The organism is Streptomyces sp. HUAS YS2, assembly GCF_033343995.1.
Taxonomy (GTDB): Bacteria; Actinomycetota; Actinomycetes; order Streptomycetales; family Streptomycetaceae; genus Streptomyces; species Streptomyces solicathayae.
This window is the reverse complement of record NZ_CP137573.1, coordinates 6,515,479-6,536,038: the sequence shown is the minus strand read 5'-3', so window position 1 is coordinate 6,536,038 and position 20,560 is coordinate 6,515,479. Positions and strand designations below refer to the sequence as shown.

Below are 20,560 nucleotides of genomic sequence, written 5' to 3'. Positions count from 1 at the left end.
CCTGTCAACCGGGGCTCCGAACGTAGGCGCAGACGCCTTCCCTGCGGCAGACGCTGGGCGAACGTGGCGAAAACTCACGTCAACACGACGTATCAGCTCCGTGAACCCGATGTGCGAAGGGGCGCCAGCCGCGAGTATCGTCCTCACCTGCACTCTTCGCCCGCTCGCCCGACACCGGAGGAACCGTTGTCCCGTCTCGCGCTCATCAAGGCAGTGCTCGGACCGATCCTGCGTCTGATGTTCCGGCCACGGGTGGAGGGCGCCGAGAACATTCCCGGCACGGGACCGGTCATTCTGGCCGGAAACCACCTCACCTTCATCGACTCGATGATCATGCCGATCTGCACGGACCGTCCGGTCTTCTTCATCGGCAAGGACGAGTACGTGACCGGCAAGGGCCTCAAGGGCCGGCTGATGGCCTGGTTCTTCACCGGCGTCGGCATGATCCCGGTGGACCGGGACGGCGGCCGGGGCGGTGTCGCGGCGCTGATGACCGGGCGCCGCGTCCTGGAGGAGAGCAAGGCCTTCGCGATCTACCCGGAGGGCACCCGCTCCCCCGACGGCCGGCTGTACCGCGGCCGTACCGGCATCGCGCGCCTGACGCTGATGACCGGGGCGCCGGTGGTGCCGTTCGCGATGATCGGCACGGACAAGCTCCAGCCGGGCGGCGCGGGCCTGCCGCGGCCGGGCCGGGTCACGGTGCGCTTCGGTGAGCCGATGGAGTTCTCCCGGTACGACGGCATGGACCGCGACCGGTACGTGCTGCGCGCGGTGACGGACTCGGTGATGTCCGAGGTGATGCGGCTGTCCGGTCAGGAGTACGTGGACATGTACGCCACCAAGGCGAAGGAAGCGGCCTGACCCTCCGTACGGCGTCGGAACAGGGCCGGATCCCCGCACGGGGGTCCGGCCCTTCCGTTGCGCCGCCGGCCGCTACTGGCGGCTGAGGGCGCGGGTGATGCCCGCCGCGATGGTGGTGGCCAGGGTCCAGCCGGTGACGATCAGCAGGTACGAGAGCCACTGCTGGGCCCCGCTCGGCGCGAAGGCCGCCTCCTGGCCGAAGCCGATGATCGGCAGCAGCAGGTCGAGGGTGTAGAACACCGGGTTGAAGTCCGGCGCCTCGCCCGCCTTGAGCGGCGGGGGGTGGTGGAAGGCGAAGGCGAGCGACCCGGTGAGCAGCAGCGCCAGCAGCCAGCCGGCCGCGCGCATGGGCCGGAATCCGTAGCCGACGGTGCCGTCCTGGAGCAGGCCCCAGACCCGGGCGTAGCGGGGCAGGGTCCGCCGATGGCGGCGGAGTTTGGCCAGTTGGACGGTGCGGACGGCCGCCTCGTCACCGGCCGTGCGATAGGCCGCCGCCAGTTGTTCGTAGGCGAAGGGCGTGTAGCCGTGCGCGTCGCGTTCCAGGGCCGGAAGGCGCTCCTCGGCGGGCAGGTGGGGGCCGAGGCTCCGGTAGGTCAGGCCGTCGACGCGGACCTCGTCGGGCCAGACCTCGGGTGCCACGAAGAGCAGGTCGCACTGGGTGCGGCGGAGGTTGACCGAGCCCTGGATCCGGGGGCACTCGCGCAGCCATATCTCGCCGGCGGTGCAGCTGCTGGCACGCAGCGCGGTGCCGCCGGGGTTGGCGAGCCGGGCGAGGGCGAGATTGAGCTGGCCGGGAATGCGCGCGCCGGTGAGGTTGACCCGGCCGGTGGCGCGCATCCGCATGGCCCGCAGGTCGGTGCCGACGGAGAGGGTCTCGGCGTGCAGGGCGGTGCCGTCGGGGCAGTTCAGCTCGGCGTCGTCGAGCATCACCTGTCCGCCGACGGTGGTGGCGTTGAGCAGGAAACGGCCGTGGGTGACCAGCCGCTTGGCCCGGACGTCGGTGCCGATCGAGGCGTGGTTGAGCAGCAGCACCGGCGCGTCGGGGTCGTCGGGATCACGGGATCCCGGGGTGCCGATGACGGCGTCGTTGAGGAAGACCCCGTTCGCGACCTGGGCGCCGGACAGTCGGAGCGGGCCGTTGATCCGGCAGCAGGAGAGCCGCAGCGACACGTCGACGCGGAGGTTCGACGCCTCCAGGCCGGGGAGCACCGAGTCGCTCAGGACGAGCGTGCGCACCCGGGCCGCGTAGAAGTCGGGGCGCTCGTCGAAGTGGCAGCCCCGCAGGCGTACCGGATGGTCGACGTCCCCGTACTTGAGGTGCAGCACGCCGGTGATGCGGGCGCCGGTGACCTTCAGGCCGGGGATCGCGCCGTCCTGGGTGGGCCCGTCGAGGAGCAGGGCGCGCAGGACCTCGGCGCGCAGCGTGCGCTCGGGACCCCAGGACGCTGCGGTCCCGGGGTCCTCGTCGGGGTGTTCGCGGAAGTCGACGCCCTCGTCGCGCGGGAACGCCTCCCAGATGCGGCGTTCGGCCGGTGTCAGGTCGTTGATCTCCATCGCGGGGATCGTGTCGCGCGCCTGTTCACACTGTCAACTCGTGGCTGACCGGCCCTCCCTGAGCACGGGTCAGTGCTGGACGCCCTCCTCCAGCCTCTGACCCTTCAGCAGGAACCAGGCCGCGACCGCGGTCGCGAGCAGGACCGCCGCGCCGACGCCGGACGCGATGCGCAGGCCGTCGACGAAGGCCTCCTGGGCCGCCGAGACCAGGGCCGTGGCCGTGTCCGGGGCCAGCCCCGTGGAGGCCTCGACGGCGCCGCCGAGCGACTCGTGCGCCGAGGCCGCCACGTCGGCGGGGACGCCGGCCGGGGCCGCGAAGCCGGAGTAGACGCCGGTCACGATCGAGCCGAGCAGCGCGATGCCGAGGGCCGCGCCGAGTTCGTACGCGGTCTCGGAGACCGCGGAGGCCGAACCGGCCTGCTCCTTGGGCACGCTGGACAGGATCACGTCCGCCGTGACGGTGAACGAGAAACCGGCGCCCAGGCCGACGACCAGCAGCGCTCCGCCGAGGAGCGGGTAGCCGGTCTCCTTGTGGACCAGGGTGATGACGGCGAGCGCGAGTCCGATCGCCCCGAGACCGCCCGCGACGACGGCGCGCACCGAGTACCGGCGGGCGTAGCGGCCGGCGATCAGACCGGTGACCACCGCGCCGATGGCGGCGGGCAGTTCGGCGAGACCGGCCTCAAGCGGCTCACGGCCCTGTACCAGCTGCAGGAACTGGGAGAGGAAGAAGACCAGTCCGGACAGTCCGAAGACGGTGAGCAGGTCGGCGAGGACCGCGCCGGAGAAGCCCCGGTGCTTGAACAGACGCATGTCGAGCAGCGGTGCGGCCAGCGCGTGCTGGCGCCGGACGAAGGCGTACAGGGCGACGACGCCGATGACGGCGGCCGCCGCGACGTCCAAGGTCGGGCCGTGGGAGGCGAGTTCCTTCACCGCGTAGACGACGCCGATGACGCCGACGAGCGACAGGCCGACGCTGATCAGGTCCCACGGTCCCGCGACCGGGTTCTTGGACTCCGGTAGCAGCTTGATGCCGACGACGACCAGGATCGCCATGACGGGCAGGTTGATCAGGAAGACCGAGCCCCAGTAGAAGTGCTGGAGCAGCGCGCCACCGACCACCGGGCCGATGGCGGCACCCGCCGAGGCGGTGGCGCCCCAGATGCCGATGGCGAGGCTGCGCTCCTTGGGGTCGTGGAAGATGTTCCGGATCAGCGCCAGGGTCGACGGCATCAGCGTCGCGCCGGCGACGCCGAGCAGCGCGCGGGCCACAATCATCATCTCGGGGCTGGTGGCGTACGCGTTGAGCACCGAGACCGCGCCGAACGCGGTCGCACCGGTCAGCAGCAGCTTCTTGCGGCCGATGCGGTCACCGAGGGAGCCCATGGAGACGAGCAGACCGGCGATGACGAACGAGTAGATGTCGCCGATCCACAGCAGCTGCGTGCCGGACGGCTCGAGGTCCTCGCTCAGCGAGGGGGTGGCGAGTCCGAGCACGGTGGCGTCGACCGCGACCAGCAGAACCGCGAGGACGAGCACCGACAGCGCGAGCCACCGTCCGGGGCTCCTCACCTCCGTCCCCGTCGAGGGGTTCAGCTGCTGGGTCCTGCTCATTGCTCCACACTCCGTCGTGCGCCGCCGAGCAGCAGCTCGGCGATCATGTATTGGTAGTCTTTCGCCGCGACCCGGCCGTCCAGGACGGCCCAGGCGCCGCTCCCGATGAGCCCGTAGAGGGCCTCGGTGAGCCATGCGGGTGTCAGATCGATCCGGAAGACGCCCTCTTCCTGACCGCGCCGGAAGAGCGCGGCGACCCGGGCGTCGAGCCGGGCCCAGCCCTCGTTCTGCCCTTCGCCCTCGAAGAGCTGGTTCTCGGTGACGAGGAACGAGAGCAGCGGGGCGACCGGCTCCACCGCGGCAATGAGCCGTCGTACGGCTTCGTCCGCGGGCCCCTCGTCGAGCGCGGCCGAGTCGTGGGCGGCCTCCAGCTCGTCGATGCCCATCTCCTCCAGCGCCCTGATCAGCGCGTCCCGGCCGGCGAAGTGCCGGTGCAGGGTGGCGCGGCCGATGCCGGCGGCCCGGGCGACCTCGTCCATCGTGGCGGTCGCCTTGCGGGCGAGCAGGACGGCGGCGGCCCGGAGCACCTGGGTGCGATCGACTGACATGAGACGACCATACACCGAATGAGACGTCGATGTCTCATTCGATAAATCAACGCCTCATTGCGAGGCCGGAAGGAATGCTGTGGACATGACGAAGCCACTGCTGCTGATCGACGTGGACGGCCCGCTGAACCCGTACGCGGCACAGGCCGAGCGCCGTCCGGAGGGGTACACGACGCACCGGATGCGGCCGGGCGGCTGGTTCGAGACCAAGCCGCTGCGGGTGTGGCTCAACCCGGCCCACGGGGAGGAGCTGCTGACGCTGGCCGACGCGTACGAACTGGTCTGGGCGACGACCTGGAAGGGCGAGGCGAACGACTGGATCGCGCCGCATCTCGGGCTCCCCGAGCTGCCGTTCATCGACTGGCCCAAGATGCACGGAGCCGCCCCGCGCGGGACGTTCTGGAAGACCCAGTACATCCTGGAGTACGCGGCGGGGCGGCCGTTCGCATGGGTGGACGACGACATCACGTCGTACGACCACGAGTACGTGGAGCAGAACCACCTCGCCGCCGCCCTGTTGCTGCACATCGACCCCCGACACGGACTGCTCCGGCCGGACTTCGACGCGCTCGCGGACTGGGCGGCGGCGCTGTGACGCTCCGTGCGGTGACTGCGGTTACTTCTTGGCGTCCGCCCAGGCGTGCTGGATCACCAGGTCGGCCTTCACCTCGACGAGCTGGGCGGCGACGGCCGACGGGGCCGTACCGCCGCGGCCGTCACGGGAGGCGAGAGCGCCGGGGACGTTGAGCACGGTGCGGACCTCGGGGGTGAGGTGCTCGGAGATCTTCACGAACTGGTCGTCCGTCAGCTCGTCCAGCTCCTTGCCCTCCGCCTCGGCGACCTTCACGCACTCGCCGGCCACCTCGTGCGCGACACGGAACGGCACGCCCTGCTTGACCAGCCACTCGGCGATGTCGGTGGCGAGCGAGAAGCCGGCCGGGGCCAGCTCCTCCATGCGCTCCCGGTTGACCGTGAGCGTGGCCATCATGCCGGTGAAGGCGGGCAGCAGGATCTCCAGCTGGTCGCAGGAGTCGAAGACCGGCTCCTTGTCCTCCTGGAGGTCCCGGTTGTAGGCCAGCGGCAGGGCCTTGAGAGTGGCCATCAGGCCGGACAGGTTGCCGATGAGCCGGCCGGACTTCCCTCGGGCCAGCTCGGCGATGTCCGGGTTCTTCTTCTGCGGCATGATCGACGAGCCGGTGGAGAAGGCGTCGTGCAGGGTCACGAAGGAGAACTCCTTCGTGTTCCAGATGATGATCTCCTCCGCGATGCGGGAGAGGTTCACGCCGATCATCGCGGTGATGAAGGCGAACTCGGCGACGAAGTCGCGCGAGGCGGTTCCGTCGATGGAGTTGCCCGCGGAGCCGCGCTCGAAGCCGAGGTCCTTGGCGACCGCCTCCGGGTCGAGCCCGAGCGAGGAGCCGGCGAGCGCGCCGGAGCCGTACGGGGAGACCGCGGTACGGGTGTCCCACTGCCGCAGCCGCTCCGCGTCCCGCGACAGCGACTGGACGTGCGCGAGCACGTGGTGCGCGAAGAGCACCGGCTGGGCGTGCTGGAGATGGGTCCGGCCCGGCATGGCGACGTCCGGGTGCGCCTCGGCGAGGCCGACCAGGGCGTCCTGGAGGTCGGCGATCAGGCCGCCGATGATGCGGGCATGGTCCCGCAGGTACATCCGGAAGAGGGTGGCGACCTGGTCGTTCCTGGACCGACCGGCACGCAGCTTGCCGCCGAGGTCCGGCCCGAGGCGCTCGAGCAGGCCCCGCTCGAGAGCGGTGTGCACGTCCTCGTCGGCGATGGTCCCGACGAAGGAGCCGTCGGCGACGTCGGCCTCCAGCCGGTCGAGCCCGGCCAGCATTCGCGTCAGCTCGTCCTCGGTGAGCAGCCCCGCCTTGTGCAGCACGCGCGCGTGGGCCCGGGAGCCGGCGATGTCGTACGGCGCGAGGCGCCAGTCGAAGTGGACCGACGCGGAGAGCTTCGCCAGGGCCTCGGCGGGCCCGTCGGCGAACCGCCCGCCCCAGAGCCGGACGTCACCGTTGTTGCTGCTCACTTCTGGTTGCTCCTCGCCTCGACTGTCCGAAACCCTTGATGCATGAGTATGCAGAACTCTGCATGATTCGTCAATTTTGGCATTGGGGGTGGTGGGCAGGGGTTGCCGCCCGCCCGGTTACAGTCCGCCGCATGACGAGCGAGCGACCGGGGCCCACCCACCACCTTCACGGGGACGAGCGTCTTCCGCACGGCAGCGACGCGGCTTCGACGGCGGGTGCCGGGCGGGCGGAGGACCGGGTACGGCTCGACTCCGACGTCTTCCACGGGAGCCGCGCGGTGGCGCTCAGGCACTCCCCCGACGAGCTGGCCGCGGTCGCGCTCGGCCATCGCGACCGACACGTCCGGCGGCTCGCAGCGCGCCTCCTGCCGGAGCTGCCCGGCGCCGACGCGGCCCTGGAGCGGCTCCTGTCCTCGTCCGACGGCCTCGTCCGGGGCACGGGCGTGGCACGACTGCGGGCCGGCGACCTCGTACCGCACCTGACGGACCCCTCCCCCTGGGTGCGCGGGCTCGCCCACCAGGGCCTGCGGGAGGCCGACGACGATCCGCACGCCCGTCTCCGCGCGCTCTGCGCCGACCCGGCCGCCGCGACACCCTCGGCGGTCAGCGGACTCGCGGAGCAGCGCGACCCAGCGGACGCCCCGTTGCTCCGGAACCTCACCCGGCACGCCGACGGGGCCGTACGAGCCCGGGCGCTCGGCGGACTGCGGCTGCTCGGCGCCCTGGCGGACACCGAGCTGCCGCCGCACGCCGACGATCCCGACCCGCGCGTCGGAGCGGTCGTGCTGCGCGCCCTGCGGGACGACCCCGAGGCCCTGCGCGGCCTGCTCGGCCACCGGCACGCGCGCGTGCGCGCCCGCGCGCTCGTCCTTCTCTCGCACCGCCACGGCCTCGGCTGGGACGAGGCCCTGCCGCACCTCGCCGACCCGGCGCCGGAGATGGCCCGCGCGGCGCGCGGAGCACTCCGGTACGCCGCCGGCGAGGTCCCCACGGAGCGGCTCATCGCCCTCACGGCCCCCGGCGAGGCACCCGCCCGCCGGGCACTGGCCATGGAACTCCTCGAACACGACTTCGCACCCGCGGCCCTGCTCAACGCCCTCCGCCTGCTGGACGACCCCCTCCCGGAGGTGCGCACGGCCGCCCGAGCCCAGGCGCTGCGAGTGGTCTGGGACCGCGACGCCGCCAAGGGCCCGCACGCGGACGAGATCCGCGCCCTCGCCGAGGCGAACGGCGAGCGGATCGCCACCTGGCGGGCCGAGAAGAGGAGGCGCATCCGCGCGGCACGCGCATCTGAACACCGGCCCCCGGCGCCGCCGCTCCCCCACCCGGCTCAGTGGCGTGGCAGCGGGCCGGTGGCGGGCCTTAGCGTCGCGCCATGCGCATGCTCCTCGCCGCCGGCGCCGTGCTCGTCTCGCTGACCGCCGCTCCCGCGTCCGGTCCCGTCCCGCTGCCCGAGCGAATGGCGGACACCGGGGGCGGGTCCCAGCTGATCACCGCCGAGGCTCCGGGGTTGAACTCGACCACCGGGACCGTCGTCTGGTGGGAGCGGCGGGGCGCCGCATGGGACGAGGTCGGCTCCGCGCCCGCGCGGTTCGGGGCGAACGGGCTCGCCGACGGGGCCGACCGGCGGCAGGGGACCAGCACCACACCGACCGGGCTCTACTCGTTGCCCTACGCCTTCGGCGTCGAGACGCGGCCGGCGGGAACCGCGTACCCGTACGCGCGGGTCACCGAGCGCTCCTGGTGGTGCCAGGACAACGAGTCCCGGGCGTACAACCGGTGGGTGGAGGGGCTGCCCGGGGACTGCCGGGCCGGCGAGTCCGAGCATCTCGTCTCGTACGGGACCCAGTACGCGCATGCGCTCGTCATCGGGTTCAACTACGACCGGCCCGTGCGCGGTCGCGGCGCCGGGATCTTCCTGCACGTCAACGGGCGCGGTGCGACGGCCGGTTGCGTGTCCGTGCCGGCCGATGCCATGCGCCGCATCCTGGCCTGGGCCGACCCGGTCCGCCGCCCGCACATCGCCATCGGCACGAGCGGCGGGACGACCGCGGTCACCGGGTACTGACGGGTGACCTGACGGGTACGGGTGCCTGCGGTCAGCGGTCGTTCTGGGCGAGCCGCAGCAGGTGGTCGGCCAGGGCCTGGCCGCCGGCCGGGTCGCGGGAGATGAGCAGCAGCGTGTCGTCACCCGCGATCGTCCCGAGGATCGCGCGGAGTTCGGCCTGGTCGATGGCCGATGCGAGGAACTGGGCCGCGCCGGGCGGGGTGCGCAGCACCACCAGGTTGGCGGAGGCCTCGGCGGAGATCAGCAGTTCGCCGGAGAGGCGCCGCATGCGCTCCTCCTTGGCGGACTCGCCGAGCGGCGCCTGCGGGGTGCGGAAGCCGCCCTCGCTGGGCACCGCGTAGATCAGCTCGCCCCCGGTGTTGCGGATCTTCACCGCGCCGAGCTCGTCGAGGTCCCGGCTGAGCGTCGCCTGGGTGACGCTCAGCCCGTCGTCGGCGAGGAGCCGGGCGAGCTGGCTCTGCGAGCGCACCGGCTGCCGGTTGAGGATGTCGACGATCCTGCGGTGGCGTGCCGTGCGGGTCTGCGGAACGGACGGACCGCCCTGGTCGATTCCCTGCGCATCGGTCATCGTCGTCTCATTCTCCGGTTCGTCCTTCCCCGTTCACCGCGTCGAGGACACCGGGGAGCGCCTCCAGGAAGGCGTCCGCCTCCGCGTCTCCGATGATCAGCGCCGGCATGATCCGTACGACATCGGGGGCGGGCGCGTTCACCAGGAGGCCGGCGTCCTGAGCCGCCTGCTGCACCTGGGGCGCGAGGGGCTCGGTGAGCACGATACCCAGCAGCAGCCCCGCACCACGGACGTGGGAGACCAGCGGATCGCCCAGACCCTCGATTCCGTCGCGCAGCTTCTCGCCGAGCCGCTTGACCTCGTCGAGCGCCCCGTCCCGGCCGAGGGTGTCGAGGACGGCCAGTCCGGCGGCGCAGGCGACCGGGTTGCCGCCGAAGGTCGTGCCGTGGTGGCCGGGCGCGAACAGCTCGGCCGCCGCACCGAAGGCGACGGTCGCGCCGAGCGGCAGCCCGCCGCCGAGGCCCTTGGCCAGGGTGACGATGTCGGGGTCGACGCCGTCGTGGGCCTGGTGCTCGAACCAGGTGCCGCACCGGCCGATGCCGGTCTGCACCTCGTCGAGGACGAGCAGGGTGCCGGTGGCCCGGGTGATCTCGCGGGCGGCCTGGAGGTATCCGGCCGGCGGCACGACCACGCCGTTCTCGCCCTGGATCGGCTCGATGATCACGAAGGCCGTCTCCTCGGTGACGGCGGCGCGCAGCGCCTCGACGTCGCCGTACGGAACGTGGGTGACGTCGCCGGGCAGCGGCAGGAACGGGCCCTGCTTGCCGGGCTGGCCGGTGAGCGCGAGGGCGCCCATCGTCCGGCCGTGGAAGCCGCCGTCGGTGGCGACCATGTGGCGCCGGCCGGTGAGCCGGCCGATCTTGAACGCCGCCTCGTTGGCCTCCGCGCCGGAGTTGCAGAAGAACACCCGGCCCGGGCGGCCGAAGAGCTGGAGCAGCCGCTCGGCGAGCGCGACGGGCGGTTCGGCGACGAAGAGGTTGGAGACGTGGCCGAGGCTCTGGATCTGACGCGTCACGGCCTCGACGATCGCCGGGTGGGCGTGGCCGAGGGCGTTCACCGCGATGCCGCCGACGAAGTCGAGGTACTCGGCGCCCGAGGCGTCCCAGACCTTGGCGCCCTCGCCGCGGACCAGCGGCAGCTTGGGGGTGCCGTAGTTGTCCATGAGCGCGCCCTGCCACCGCTGGGTCAGCTCCGCGTTCGTCATGCCGTCTCCCCCTTGTCGCCCCGGTCGCCCTTGTCGCCCCGGTCGCTCTTGCTGTCGGCCGGGGCGTCCGGCACGACCATCGTTCCGATGCCCTCGTCGGTGAAGATCTCCAGCAGGATGGAGTGCTGCACCCGGCCGTCGATGACGCGGGCCGTGCGGACCCCGTTCCGTACGGCGTGCAGGCAGCCCTCCATCTTGGGGACCATGCCGCTGGAGAGCTCGGGCAGCAGTTTCTCCAGCTGGCTCGCGGTGAGCCGGCTGATGACCTCGTCGCTGTTCGGCCAGTCCTCGTACAGGCCCTCGACGTCGGTCAGGACCATCAGCGTCTCGGCGCCCAGCGCGGCAGCGAGTGCCGCGGCCGCCGTATCGGCATTGACGTTGTAGACATGCCCGTCGTCCTGGGAGCGGGCGATGGAGGAGACGACCGGGATCCGGCCGTCCTCCAGGAGCGCCGAGATGGCGCCGGTGTCGATGGCGGTGATCTCGCCGACCCGGCCGATGTCGACCTGCTCGCCCTCGATGACCGGCTGGTGCTTGGTGGCCGTGATGGTGTGCGCGTCCTCGCCGGTGAGGCCGACGGCCAGCGGGCCGTGCTGGTTGAGCAGCCCGACCAGCTCGCGCTGGACCTGGCCGGCCAGGACCATGCGGACGACGTCCATCGCGTCCTCGGTGGTGACCCGCAGGCCGGCCTTGAACTCGCTGACGATGCCGTGCCGGTCGAGCGCGGCGCTGATCTGCGGCCCGCCGCCGTGCACCACGACCGGCTTCAGACCTGCGTGGCGCAGGAAGACGACGTCCTGCGCGAAGGCGGCCTTGAGCTCCTCGTCGATCATGGCGTTGCCGCCGAACTTGATGACGACCGTCTTGCCGTGGTGGCGGGTCAGCCAGGGCAGCGCCTCGATGAGCGTCTGCGCCTTGGGCAGCGCCTTGTGCTTCCGCGTGGTGCTCTGGTCGGCGGTCTTGTCGCCGGGCTGATTGCTCATGACGAGTACGCGCTGTTCTCGTGGACGTAGTCGGCGGTGAGGTCGTTGGCCCAGATGACGGCGGACTCGGACCCGGCGGCAAGGTCGGCGGTGACGGTGACCTCCCGGTAGCGCATGTCGACGAGGTCGCGGTCCTCGCCCACCGAGCCGTTCTTGCAGACCCAGACGCCGTTGATGGCGACGTTCAGCCGGTCCGGCTCGAAGGCGGCGGCGGTGGTGCCGATGGCGGAGAGCACCCGGCCCCAGTTCGGGTCCTCGCCGTGGATGGCGCACTTGAGGAGGTTGTTCCGGGCGATGGACCGGCCGACCTCGACGGCGTCGTCCTCGGTGGCCGCGTTGATCACCTCGATCCGGATGTCCTTGCTGGCGCCCTCGGCGTCGCCGATGAGCTGGCGGGCGAGGTCGTCGCAGACGGCCCGTACGGCGTCGGCGAACTCGCCCTGCTCGGGCGTGACGCCGGCCGCGCCGGAGGCGAGCAGCAGGACGGTGTCGTTGGTGGACATGCAGCCGTCGGAGTCGACCCGGTCGAAGGTGAGCCGGGTGGCGTGCCGCAGGGCGCCGTCGAGGTCCTTTGCGGCCACGTCGGCGTCGGTGGTGAGGACGACGAGCATGGTGGCGAGGCCGGGGGCGAGCATGCCCGCGCCCTTCGCCATGCCGCCGACGGTCCAGCCGTCCTTGGTGACGACGGCGGTCTTGTGGACCGTGTCGGTGGTCTTGATGGCGATGGCGGCCTTCTCTCCGCCGTGCTCGGAGAGCTCCGCCGCCGCCTGCTCGACGCCGGGCAGCAGCTTGTCCATCGGGAGCAGGACGCCGATGAGGCCGGTGGACGCGACGGCGACCTCGCCGGCGCCGATCTCCAGGACCTCGGCGACCTTCTCGGCCGTGGCGTGGGTGTCCTGGAAGCCCTTCGGGCCGGTGCAGGCGTTGGCGCCGCCGGAGTTGAGCACGACGGCTGTCAGCTCGCCGCCGGCCAGCACCTGCTGGGACCACAGCACCGGCGCGGCCTTGACACGGTTGGAGGTGAAGACGCCCGCGGCGGCGCGGCGGGGGCCGTTGTTGACCACGAGGGCCAGGTCCGGGTTGCCGTTCGCCTTGATCCCGGCGGCGATGCCCGCCGCCGTGAATCCCTTCGCTGCCGTCACACTCACTGTGCTTCTCCGTTCGCCCCGCCGCGGTAGCGGCTGATGTCGCTGTCGCCCGCGCAGCGCAGAGGTGCGGGCTTCGTCGTCGTCTGCGGACCGGTGGCTGCGCACGCGTCGCTCACGGCGCAACTCCCATCGTGGAAAGTCCGGTGTCCTCGGGAAGTCCGAGGGCGATGTTCATGCTCTGCACCGCGCCACCGGCGGTGCCCTTGGTGAGGTTGTCGATGGCGCTGATCGCGATGATCCGGTTCGCCTCCGCGTCGTACGCGACCTGGACCTGCACGGCGTTGGAGCCGTACACGGCCGCGGTGGACGGCCACTGCCCCTCGGGGAGCAGCCGCACGAACGGCTCGTCGGCGTACGCCTTCTCGTACGCGGCCCGGACCGACTCGGCGGTGACGCCGGGCTTCGCGTACGCGGAGCAGGTGGCGAGGATGCCGCGGGGCATCGGGGCGAGGGTCGGGGTGAAGGACACGGTGACCTGCCCGCCCGCGACCGCGCTGAGGTTCTGGATCATCTCGGGGGTGTGCCGGTGGCCGCCGCCGACGCCGTACGGGGTCATGTTCCCCATGACTTCGGCACCGAGCAGGTGCGGCTTGAGCGCCTTGCCGGCGCCGGAGGTGCCGCTGGCGGCGACGATCACGGCATCGTGCTCGGCGAGGCCGTCCGCGTAGGCCGGGAAGAGCGCGAGCGAGACGGCGGTGGGGTAGCAACCGGGCACCGCGATGCGCTTGGACCCCTCCAGCGCGGCACGGGCGCCCGGAAGTTCGGGAAGGCCGTAGGGCCAGGTCCCGGCGTGCTCGGTGCCGTAGAACCGGTCCCAGTCGGCGGCGTTCTGCAGCCGGAAGTCGGCGCCCATGTCGACGACGAGGACGTCCGGTCCGAGCTGGTCCGCCACGGCGGCGGACTGCCCGTGCGGCAGCGCCAGGAAGACGATGTCGTGCCCGGCGAGCACCTCGGCGGTGGTCGGCTCCAGGACCCGGTCCGCGAGCGGCTGCAGGTGCGGCTGGAGCCCACCGAGCCGCTGACCGGCGTTGGAGTGCCCGGTCAGGGCGCCGATCTCGACGTGCGGATGCGCGACAAGCAGACGCAGAAGCTCCCCGCCCGCATACCCACTCGCGCCCGCCACTGCTGCTCGTACCGTCATCGAACCCTCCTCCTGGATGGCATGACTATACGCAGCGCAGCAGATTTATGCAAAGGCATCGCGTCCCCGGGCGCACCGTGAACCCCTTCTGCCTCATCGGGCAACAACCCGCGAGGGGCGCTCGCGTCCCGAGCAGCTGAATGCCCTTGAGCAGGAGGAAAGTTGCAGAGCAGCGAGATCGCCCGGTACCGAGATCCGAGCCGCCGGCCGCGCCGGTTTGGCAAGCCGATCGTCGCGGCTTCCTGTGCCGCGCTTGTTCTATCTGTGGTCGTCAGCGCTCCCACTCAGGCGGTGACCACGTCGACCGCGCCTGGCGCGTCCGGGCGGCCGGGCGTCACCGTCACCCTCATCACCGGCGACCGCGTCAGCATCGACGCCAAGGGACGGCTGGGGAGCATCGACCATGCCCCGGGCCGCGAGCGGATTCCTGTGCGGATCTCCTCCGAGGACGGTCACACCTTCGCGGTCCCGCTCGACGCGCAACCGCTGATCGCCGCGGGCCGGCTCGACCCGCGGCTGTTCGACGTGACCGAGCTGGCACGCGCCGAGAACGTGAAGGCGCAGCGCGGCGGCCTGAAAGTGATCGTCGGATACTCCGGCGCGGCCGCCCCGAAGGCCAAGGCAGGGGTGAAGGCCGCGGGCGGTACCAAGGTCGCGCGGTCCCTCACGTCCCTGAACGCCGAGGCCGTCGTCACGCCCCGCGCGCACGCCGCGGAGTTGTGGACCGCGCTCACGGACGGCACGGGCGCCGGCACGACCACTACCGCCGGCATCGCGCACGTCTGGCTGGACGGCGTGCTCAAGGCGACGCTCGACAAGAGCGTCGCGCAGATCGGCGCGCCCAAGGCCTGGTCCGCCGGATACGACGGCAAGGGCGTCAAGATCGCCGTACTGGACACGGGCGTCGACGCGACGCATCCGGACCTCAAGGGGAAGGTGATCGCCCAGCAGAACTTCACCGAATCCCCGGACGCCATGGACCACTACGGCCACGGCACGCACGTCGCCTCCATCGCGGCGGGTACGGGAGCCGCTTCGGGCGGGGCGTTCAAGGGCGTCGCCCCCGGGGCCGAGCTCCTGAGCGGCAAGGTCCTCGACGACGAGGGACGGGGCAGCGAGTCGCAGATCCTGGCGGGCATCGAGTGGGCGGCGGCGCAGGGCGCCGACGTCGTCAACCTGAGCCTGGGCGGTCGCGGCACCGAGGGCACGGACCCCGTGGAGGCGGCGATCGACCGGCTCTCCGCCGAGCGGGGCCTCCTGTTCGCCGTGTCCGCGGGCAACAACGGCGGCCCCGTCGGCAGCCCGGGCACCGCCCGGTCCGCGCTCACCGTCGGCGCCGTGGACGACGCCGACGCGCTCGCGCCCTTCTCCAGCAGGGGGAGCACCGATCCCGCGACCGTGAAGCCCGACGTGACCGCGCCGGGCGTGGACATCACCGCTGCCGCCGCCCCCGGCAGCGTCATCGAGCGCGAGGTCGGCCAGCGGCCCGAGGGCTATCTGACGATCTCGGGCACGTCCATGGCCGCTCCGCACGTCGCCGGCGCCGCCGCGCTCCTCAAGCAGCGGCATCCCGGCTGGAAGGCGTCCGAGCTCAAGGGCGTGCTGACGGGCTCCACCAAGGGCGGCCCGTACACGCCGTTCGAGCAGGGCAGCGGTCGTGTCCAGGTCGACCGGGCCATCGAGCAGACGGTGTTCGCCGAGCCGGTCTCACTGGGCTTCGGCCTGGCCCGGTGGCCGCACGCCGACGACCCGGCCATCACCAGGAAGGTGACCTACCGCAACGCCGGCGACAAGGACGTCACCCTCGCCCTCGCGCTGACCACCCTCGACCCGCAGAGGCAGCCCGCCCCCGCCGGGTTCTTCGCGCTCGGCGCGACCTCGGTGACCGTCCCGGCGGGCGGCACGGCGTCCGTGGACCTGACGGCGGACACCACGCTCGGCGCCGCCGACGGCACGTTCTCCGCCTACGTGACGGCGACCGGCGACGGCCAGAGCGTGCGCACGGCGGCGACCGTGGAGCGCGAGGTGGAGTCGTACGACGTGACGGTCCGGCACATCGGCCGCGACGGGAAGCCGACGGCCGACTACCGGACCCGATTCGGCTTCTGGGGCGAACTGCCGCAGGACTCCTCGGGAACGACGAAGCTCCGCGTGAGGAAGGGGACCTACCCTCTCACCTCGTACCTTCCGGTGGACCCGGCGGACTTCGCGAAGGGGTTCGACTGGCTGGTCCAGCCCGCCCTGAAGGTGGACGGGGCGACGACGGTGACGCTGGACGCGCGGGCCGCCGAGCCGGTGGACATCACCGTGCCGGATCCGAAGGCGAAGCCGTCCGGCGCAACGGCGTTCCACACGTTCCGACAGGGCTACATGACCTCCGTCTTCGGCTTCGACCTGGACTCGTTCGCGGGTGTACGCACCGCGTATCTGGGGCCCGACATGGAAGAGGGCCTGCGCGAGTCGTGGAACACCAGTTGGACCACGGGCGACGACGTCGGCTACCACGTGACCCTGGGCGGCCCCGTCAAGCGCTTCTCCACCGGCTACACACGGCACCTGGAGCGGAAGGATCTGGCGGCCGTGAAGACCGGACTCGGGGCCTCGGCGCCGGGCAAGACCGGGCTGCTGCAACTGGCCGGGCTCCTGCCCGGGGCGGACATCTGGCCCGTCCAGAACCCCGTGGAACGGCCCCTGCCGAACACTCGCACGCTGTATCTGTCCACGCTCGACCAGGTCCGCTGGGAGTACAACTTCAGCCAGACGGTCCAGGGCTCGGACGGCCTGCCCGTCATCGAGGTGTTCCAGTGGCTGAACGACCAGAGCTACCAGGGCGGAAGGAGCTACGCACTCGCTCTCAACACGGCCGTCTTCGGGCCGCGGATCGGCGGCTACGCCGGCATCGGCCGTGAGGGCGACGAGATCCACGGCGATGTGCCGATGTTCGTCTCCGGAGCGGCGGACGGCGGCGACGAGGACCCCACCTCGGCCAAGACCCTGCTCTACCGCGACGGAACCCGGATCGGCGAGAGCGACGCCCCGCTGTCCCGCAGCGCCCCCTTCACCGTCCCCGCCGACGACGCCGGATACCGGCTGACGACCTCCGTCGTGCGCGACCCTGCCGTTGCGAGGACGTCCAGCCGCATCGACGCGAGCTGGTCGTTCCGCTCGAAGCGGACGGAGGAGGCGACGGCGCTCCCCGTCTCGATGGTCCGCTTCGGCGCGGCCACAGCCCTGGACGGCACCGCTCCGGCGGGCCGGATACAGCTGATGCCGGTGACGGTGCAGGGCGCGGCTGCCGGGAGCAACCTCAAGGCCCTTGAGGTGTACGCCTCGTACGACGACGCCCGGACCTGGACCCGGCTCGTGGTGACGGACGGGAAGGTGGCCGTCCGGAACCCGGCGAAGGACAAGGGCGTCGCGCTGCGCGCCGAGGTGACGGACAAGGACGGCAACGTGTCGACGGTGGCGATCCACGACGCGTACTTCGGCAGATAGCCGTGCGCGGCCCCGCCGGAGCCCGTGCGGGCTCGGGCGGGGCCGCTCCGCTCTCCCTCAGGGCGTGGGGCCCATGAGTTCCTCGCCCAGGAACGGCAGCGCGCAGAACCCGAAGAGGAAGAACAGGGCGACGGCTGCCGCCGTCCCGAGTATGAACGCCTCCCACCACTTCCCCCTGCCGTCGGCGCGGACCGCCTTGCCCGGATTGCGCGGGTCGTAGCTGACCTCGATGCGGAGGCGGCCGCTCCTGTCGACGTACTTCCAGGTGTTCCCGTCGAGGTCCCCGTACAGGTAGCCGTTCGGCCCCACGGCGCCGTGGGCATAGTCCGCGATCACCGTGATGCCGCGCCGGGGCAGCAGCCACCGATCGAGATGGTCCGGGAGCAGCAGTGCGACCGCGCCCGCGAACGGGAAGCCGATGACGCCCGTGATCAGCGCAAAGACGATCAGGACGGGGTGCGCGACGAACGAGACGAGCACGCACATCGCGACGATCGCGAGTACGGAGCCCCAGAGGATCCACTTCACCCGCCGCCAGAACGTTTCGATCGGGGTCGCGGACTCGGGCTCGGCGGCGCGGGTGACGACCAGGGCCGCGCCGTCGATCGCCGGGGCACCCTCGACGGCCGGCGGAAGCAGGGCGGTGACGGCGTCGGCGAAGGCGATGGCGGCGGCCTCGCTGACGCCCTCGACGCGGTGGGAGGCCGGCGCGGTCCCCTCGGGGGCCTTCAGCGTGACCTCGACGGCGCGCTGCCGGGCGTGGACGCGCGCGACGGCCGCCAGCGGTATCCCGTACTCCTGCTTGCCCTGACGGAGGGTCAACTCCTCGCCGTCGACACGGAGCACGGTGTTCCTGCTGCCACGCAGGACGGGGATGGAAGACGTGTTCGACATGGCCGGATCCTATTTCCCCACCAAGTCTCCCCACAGCCCTCACCGTTCCCACGGTCCCCACGCAAGGGTGCGTCGTCCGTCCCGGTGGGCCCGCGGGGCGGGGGCCGACGCCCCGGCTACGCTGCGCTTCATGATCGACAAGACCACGCACATACGCGTCGCCCGCCCCTCGCGCGACCTCGCCGCCGCCGAGCGCTTCTACGTCGACGGGCTCGGCCTGGTCGTGCAGTGGAGGTCCACCAAGGACACCCCCGGCGAGCACGATCTGCTCATGGTCGGCCCGGCGGACGGCGGCTGGCACTTCGAGCTCACACGCGACCCCGACCGGCCGATCGACCCGACGCCGACCGTCGACGACCTGTTCGTGGTCTATCTCGGCGCGCCCGTCACGGAGGAGCAGGTGGCGCGGCTGGTCGCGGCGGGCGGGGAGCGCGTGGCGGCGCACAACCCGTACTGGGACGAGTACGGCGTGACCGTCGTCGACCCCGACGGGTACCGACTGGTGCTCTGCTCCCGCACCTGGGGCTAGCGGCGCGAGCGCTTCACGGCACGCAGGACCACGAACTTCGGGTCGCTCGCGACCAGTTCGCAGTTGCCGAAGACGCGGCGCAGCGTCGCGTGGTAGCCGAGGTGCCGGTTGCCGACCACCCACAGCTCGCCGCCCGGGCGCAGGATCCGCCGCGCGCCGGAGAACATCCGGCGGGCGGTGCGGTCGGTGGTGGCCTGGTGGCTGTGGAACGGTGGGTTGTTCAGGACCACGTCCACGGACTCGGGCAGCAGCTCCGCGACCCCGTCGCCGACCAGGAACTCGGCCTTCCGGCCGGCCTCCGCGTTGCCCCGGAAGGTCTCCTCGGCGGAGGCCACCGCCTGGTACGACTCGTCGGTGAAGACCAGCTCGGCGTCCGGTTCGCGCAGCGCGACCGCGAGGCCGACCACGCCGTTGCCGCAGCCCAGGTCGACCACGCGGGCGTCGCCGAGGTCCTCGGGCAGGTGCTGGAGGAAGAAGCGGGTGCCGATGTCGAGGCGGTCGGCGCAGAAGACGCCGGCGTGGTTGGTGACGGTCCGCCCGGCGACCCCGCCGGCCGCGTCGGCGGGCAGCTCGTACCGGTACGGCCAGGGGTTCGGGCCCGGCCGGAGCGCGGGGTCCGGCGTGGTGTGGATCAGTCGGGCCTTCTTCACCGCGAGCGAGGTGCGGGTGGGGCCGAGGATCCGCTCGAAGAGCGTGAGGGTGGAGGTGTGGATCTCCTTCACCATCCCGGTGCCCACGACCACCGTGCCCTCGTGCACGGCGGGCGCGAGGCGGTGCAGCTGGTCCTCCAGGAGCGCCAGGCTCTTCGGGACGCGGACCAGGAGCACGTCGATGCGCTCCGGCGGGGCGTCCTGGGTCGTGAGGAGGCGTACCGCGCCGCTGACCGCGCCATCGTCCGGCACGCCCGCGCGGGCGAGGTTGGCGAGGGTCGCCTGCCGGCCGAGGTGGGAGTCGGTGATCTGGACGACTCCCCCGGCGGACTCGGCGAGCACGGTCGTCAGGGCACCCCACCGGTCGCCGACGACGGCCACCGTCCCGGAGAGGTCCTGGTCGGTCTCGTGGAGGTGCCGCAGCAGATACTCGTCGGCCGCGTCCCAGGCGCGCAGGGTGTCGCGCGGGTCCTCGGGGAAGCGGGTGAGCTCGAACTCGCCCCATGACGTGGTCAAACGGTTCATCGTGCCTCCCAGGCTAGCCGGTCGGCGGGCCTGCTCAGGGCCCCGGTGCGTAGCGGGGCACGCCCCCGCCGGCGTGGGCCGAGGCCTCCAGGTGCAGGTGCCAGAGGCCGGGGCGGCCGGTCAGGGTGACCGTCGAGAGCGGCCGGACGTCCACGTTCCAGTACGTCGCGGGCGGCGCCTTCAGCGCGTACACCAGGGCGGCGCGGACGACGGCCGGCTCGGCGACGGCGACGATCGCGCCGTCGTCGGCGGGCCGGGTGTCCAGCCAGTTCCCGATCCGGGTGATGAAGCCGAGCAGCGGTTCCCCGCCGTGCGGGGCGCTGCGGGGGTCGGCGAGCCAGGCGTCGACGGCGGCCGGTTCGAGCGCGGCGACCTCGGCGAGGGTCGCCCCGCGCCAGCGACCCATGTCGCAGTCGCGCAGGGCGGGCTGGACGAGCGGCGCGTAGCCGAGGGCCTCGCCGGTGGCGCGGCTGCGGGGCGTCGGGGAGCAGTAGCGCAGCTCGGCCGCGCCGAGCGGGACGAGCGCCTGCGCGGCGAGCTGCACCTCGTACCAGCCCGCCGCGTCGAGCGGGCGGTCGTCGTCGAACCGTTCCGCGAGCAGGGAGGAGCTGCGTGCCGCGGCGACGAGCGTGACCCGGAGTCCCATGGCCGCGATCGTGAGGCCGCGACCCGCGTAGGTCAATAGTTCGACACGCGCGGCCGGGGCCGGTTCCAGCCAAAGGCCGGCGCCGGTC

General features: G+C 72.3%; 18 protein-coding genes. 6 read left to right on the top strand and 12 right to left on the bottom strand.

The features are described 5' to 3' along the window. Positions 1–186 precede the first annotated feature (186 nt). The gene (locus tag R2D22_RS30270) at positions 187–861 is read left to right on the top strand and encodes a lysophospholipid acyltransferase family protein (protein ID WP_318107980.1); all 675 of its coding nucleotides are present in this window, start codon (positions 187–189) and stop codon (positions 859–861) included. Positions 862–933: 72 nt separating this feature from the next. Here the strand turns inward: R2D22_RS30270 and R2D22_RS30265 are convergent, their stop codons facing one another. From R2D22_RS30265 to R2D22_RS30255, 3 genes are all read right to left on the bottom strand, one after another. Next, entirely contained in the window at positions 934–2,415 is a 1,482-nt protein-coding gene (locus tag R2D22_RS30265; RefSeq protein WP_318107979.1) for a membrane-associated oxidoreductase, read from the bottom strand. Positions 2,416–2,484: 69 nt separating this feature from the next. Next, entirely contained in the window at positions 2,485–4,029 is a 1,545-nt protein-coding gene (locus tag R2D22_RS30260; RefSeq protein WP_318107977.1) for an MFS transporter, read from the bottom strand. After that, the gene (locus tag R2D22_RS30255) at positions 4,026–4,577 is read right to left on the bottom strand and encodes a TetR/AcrR family transcriptional regulator (protein ID WP_318107976.1); all 552 of its coding nucleotides are present in this window, start codon (positions 4,575–4,577) and stop codon (positions 4,026–4,028) included. The genes R2D22_RS30260 and R2D22_RS30255 overlap by 4 nt, the downstream gene beginning before the upstream one ends. Positions 4,578–4,662: 85 nt before the next feature. On the opposite strand from R2D22_RS30255, the gene R2D22_RS30250 reads away from it, so the two are divergent. Beyond that, positions 4,663–5,172 carry an HAD domain-containing protein gene (locus R2D22_RS30250; protein ID WP_318107975.1) on the top strand — a complete coding sequence of 170 codons (510 nt, stop codon included), beginning with the start codon at positions 4,663–4,665 and terminating at the stop codon, positions 5,170–5,172. A 21-nt stretch (positions 5,173–5,193) separates the two neighbouring features. On the opposite strand, the gene argH is transcribed toward R2D22_RS30250, so the two are convergent. Continuing rightward, the gene (gene argH / locus R2D22_RS30245) at positions 5,194–6,621 is read right to left on the bottom strand and encodes an argininosuccinate lyase (RefSeq protein WP_318107974.1); all 1,428 of its coding nucleotides are present in this window, start codon (positions 6,619–6,621) and stop codon (positions 5,194–5,196) included. 131 nt (positions 6,622–6,752) lie between these two features. Here argH and R2D22_RS30240 point away from each other — a divergent pair, with 131 nt between their 5' ends. Together R2D22_RS30240 and R2D22_RS30235 are read left to right on the top strand one after the other, a co-directional pair. Then, entirely contained in the window at positions 6,753–8,039 is a 1,287-nt protein-coding gene (locus R2D22_RS30240) for a hypothetical protein (protein WP_318107971.1), read from the top strand. Then, a complete protein-coding gene (locus R2D22_RS30235; RefSeq protein ID WP_318107970.1) occupies positions 7,997–8,689 on the top strand; it encodes a L,D-transpeptidase family protein in 693 nt (230 codons plus the stop codon). Before R2D22_RS30240 ends, R2D22_RS30235 begins: the two co-directional genes overlap by 43 nt. 31 nt (positions 8,690–8,720) lie before the next feature. On the opposite strand, the gene R2D22_RS30230 is transcribed toward R2D22_RS30235, so the two are convergent. The 5 genes from R2D22_RS30230 to argC form a co-directional block, all read right to left on the bottom strand. Beyond that, positions 8,721–9,257 carry an arginine repressor gene (locus R2D22_RS30230; RefSeq protein ID WP_318107969.1) on the bottom strand — a complete coding sequence of 179 codons (537 nt, stop codon included), beginning with the start codon at positions 9,255–9,257 and terminating at the stop codon, positions 8,721–8,723. A gap of 7 nt (positions 9,258–9,264) precedes the next feature. Then, entirely contained in the window at positions 9,265–10,461 is a 1,197-nt protein-coding gene (locus R2D22_RS30225) for an acetylornithine transaminase (protein ID WP_318107968.1), read from the bottom strand. Next, positions 10,458–11,444 (bottom strand): acetylglutamate kinase, encoded by a 987-nt coding sequence (argB, locus tag R2D22_RS30220; protein WP_318107967.1) that lies wholly within the window; start codon positions 11,442–11,444, stop codon positions 10,458–10,460. Before argB ends, R2D22_RS30225 begins: the two co-directional genes overlap by 4 nt. Then, entirely contained in the window at positions 11,441–12,592 is a 1,152-nt protein-coding gene (gene argJ / locus R2D22_RS30215; protein WP_318107964.1) for a bifunctional glutamate N-acetyltransferase/amino-acid acetyltransferase ArgJ, read from the bottom strand. Before argJ ends, argB begins: the two co-directional genes overlap by 4 nt. Positions 12,593–12,704: 112 nt before the next feature. Continuing rightward, complete coding sequence (argC, locus tag R2D22_RS30210; RefSeq protein WP_318107963.1) at positions 12,705–13,733, bottom strand: N-acetyl-gamma-glutamyl-phosphate reductase; 1,029 nt, start codon at positions 13,731–13,733, stop codon at positions 12,705–12,707. 291 nt (positions 13,734–14,024) lie between these two features. Between argC and R2D22_RS30205 the strand changes: the two genes are divergently transcribed. Beyond that, positions 14,025–17,228, top strand: a complete 3,204-nt coding sequence (locus R2D22_RS30205) for a S8 family peptidase (protein WP_318107961.1) — start codon at positions 14,025–14,027, stop codon at positions 17,226–17,228. A gap of 57 nt (positions 17,229–17,285) precedes the next feature. On the opposite strand, the gene R2D22_RS30200 is transcribed toward R2D22_RS30205, so the two are convergent. Then, positions 17,286–18,122 carry a hypothetical protein gene (locus tag R2D22_RS30200; RefSeq protein WP_318107960.1) on the bottom strand — a complete coding sequence of 279 codons (837 nt, stop codon included), beginning with the start codon at positions 18,120–18,122 and terminating at the stop codon, positions 17,286–17,288. 130 nt (positions 18,123–18,252) lie between these two features. Between R2D22_RS30200 and R2D22_RS30195 the strand changes: the two genes are divergently transcribed. Beyond that, positions 18,253–18,651 carry a VOC family protein gene (locus tag R2D22_RS30195; protein ID WP_318107958.1) on the top strand — a complete coding sequence of 133 codons (399 nt, stop codon included), beginning with the start codon at positions 18,253–18,255 and terminating at the stop codon, positions 18,649–18,651. Here R2D22_RS30195 and R2D22_RS30190 read toward each other — a convergent pair. Beyond that, entirely contained in the window at positions 18,648–19,826 is a 1,179-nt protein-coding gene (locus tag R2D22_RS30190) for a methyltransferase (protein WP_318107957.1), read from the bottom strand. The two genes, R2D22_RS30195 and R2D22_RS30190, sit on opposite strands and share 4 nt — an antisense overlap. A 34-nt stretch (positions 19,827–19,860) precedes the next feature. Then, positions 19,861–20,472, bottom strand: a complete 612-nt coding sequence (locus tag R2D22_RS30185; RefSeq protein ID WP_318107956.1) for a histidine phosphatase family protein — start codon at positions 20,470–20,472, stop codon at positions 19,861–19,863. Positions 20,473–20,560 lie beyond the last annotated feature (88 nt).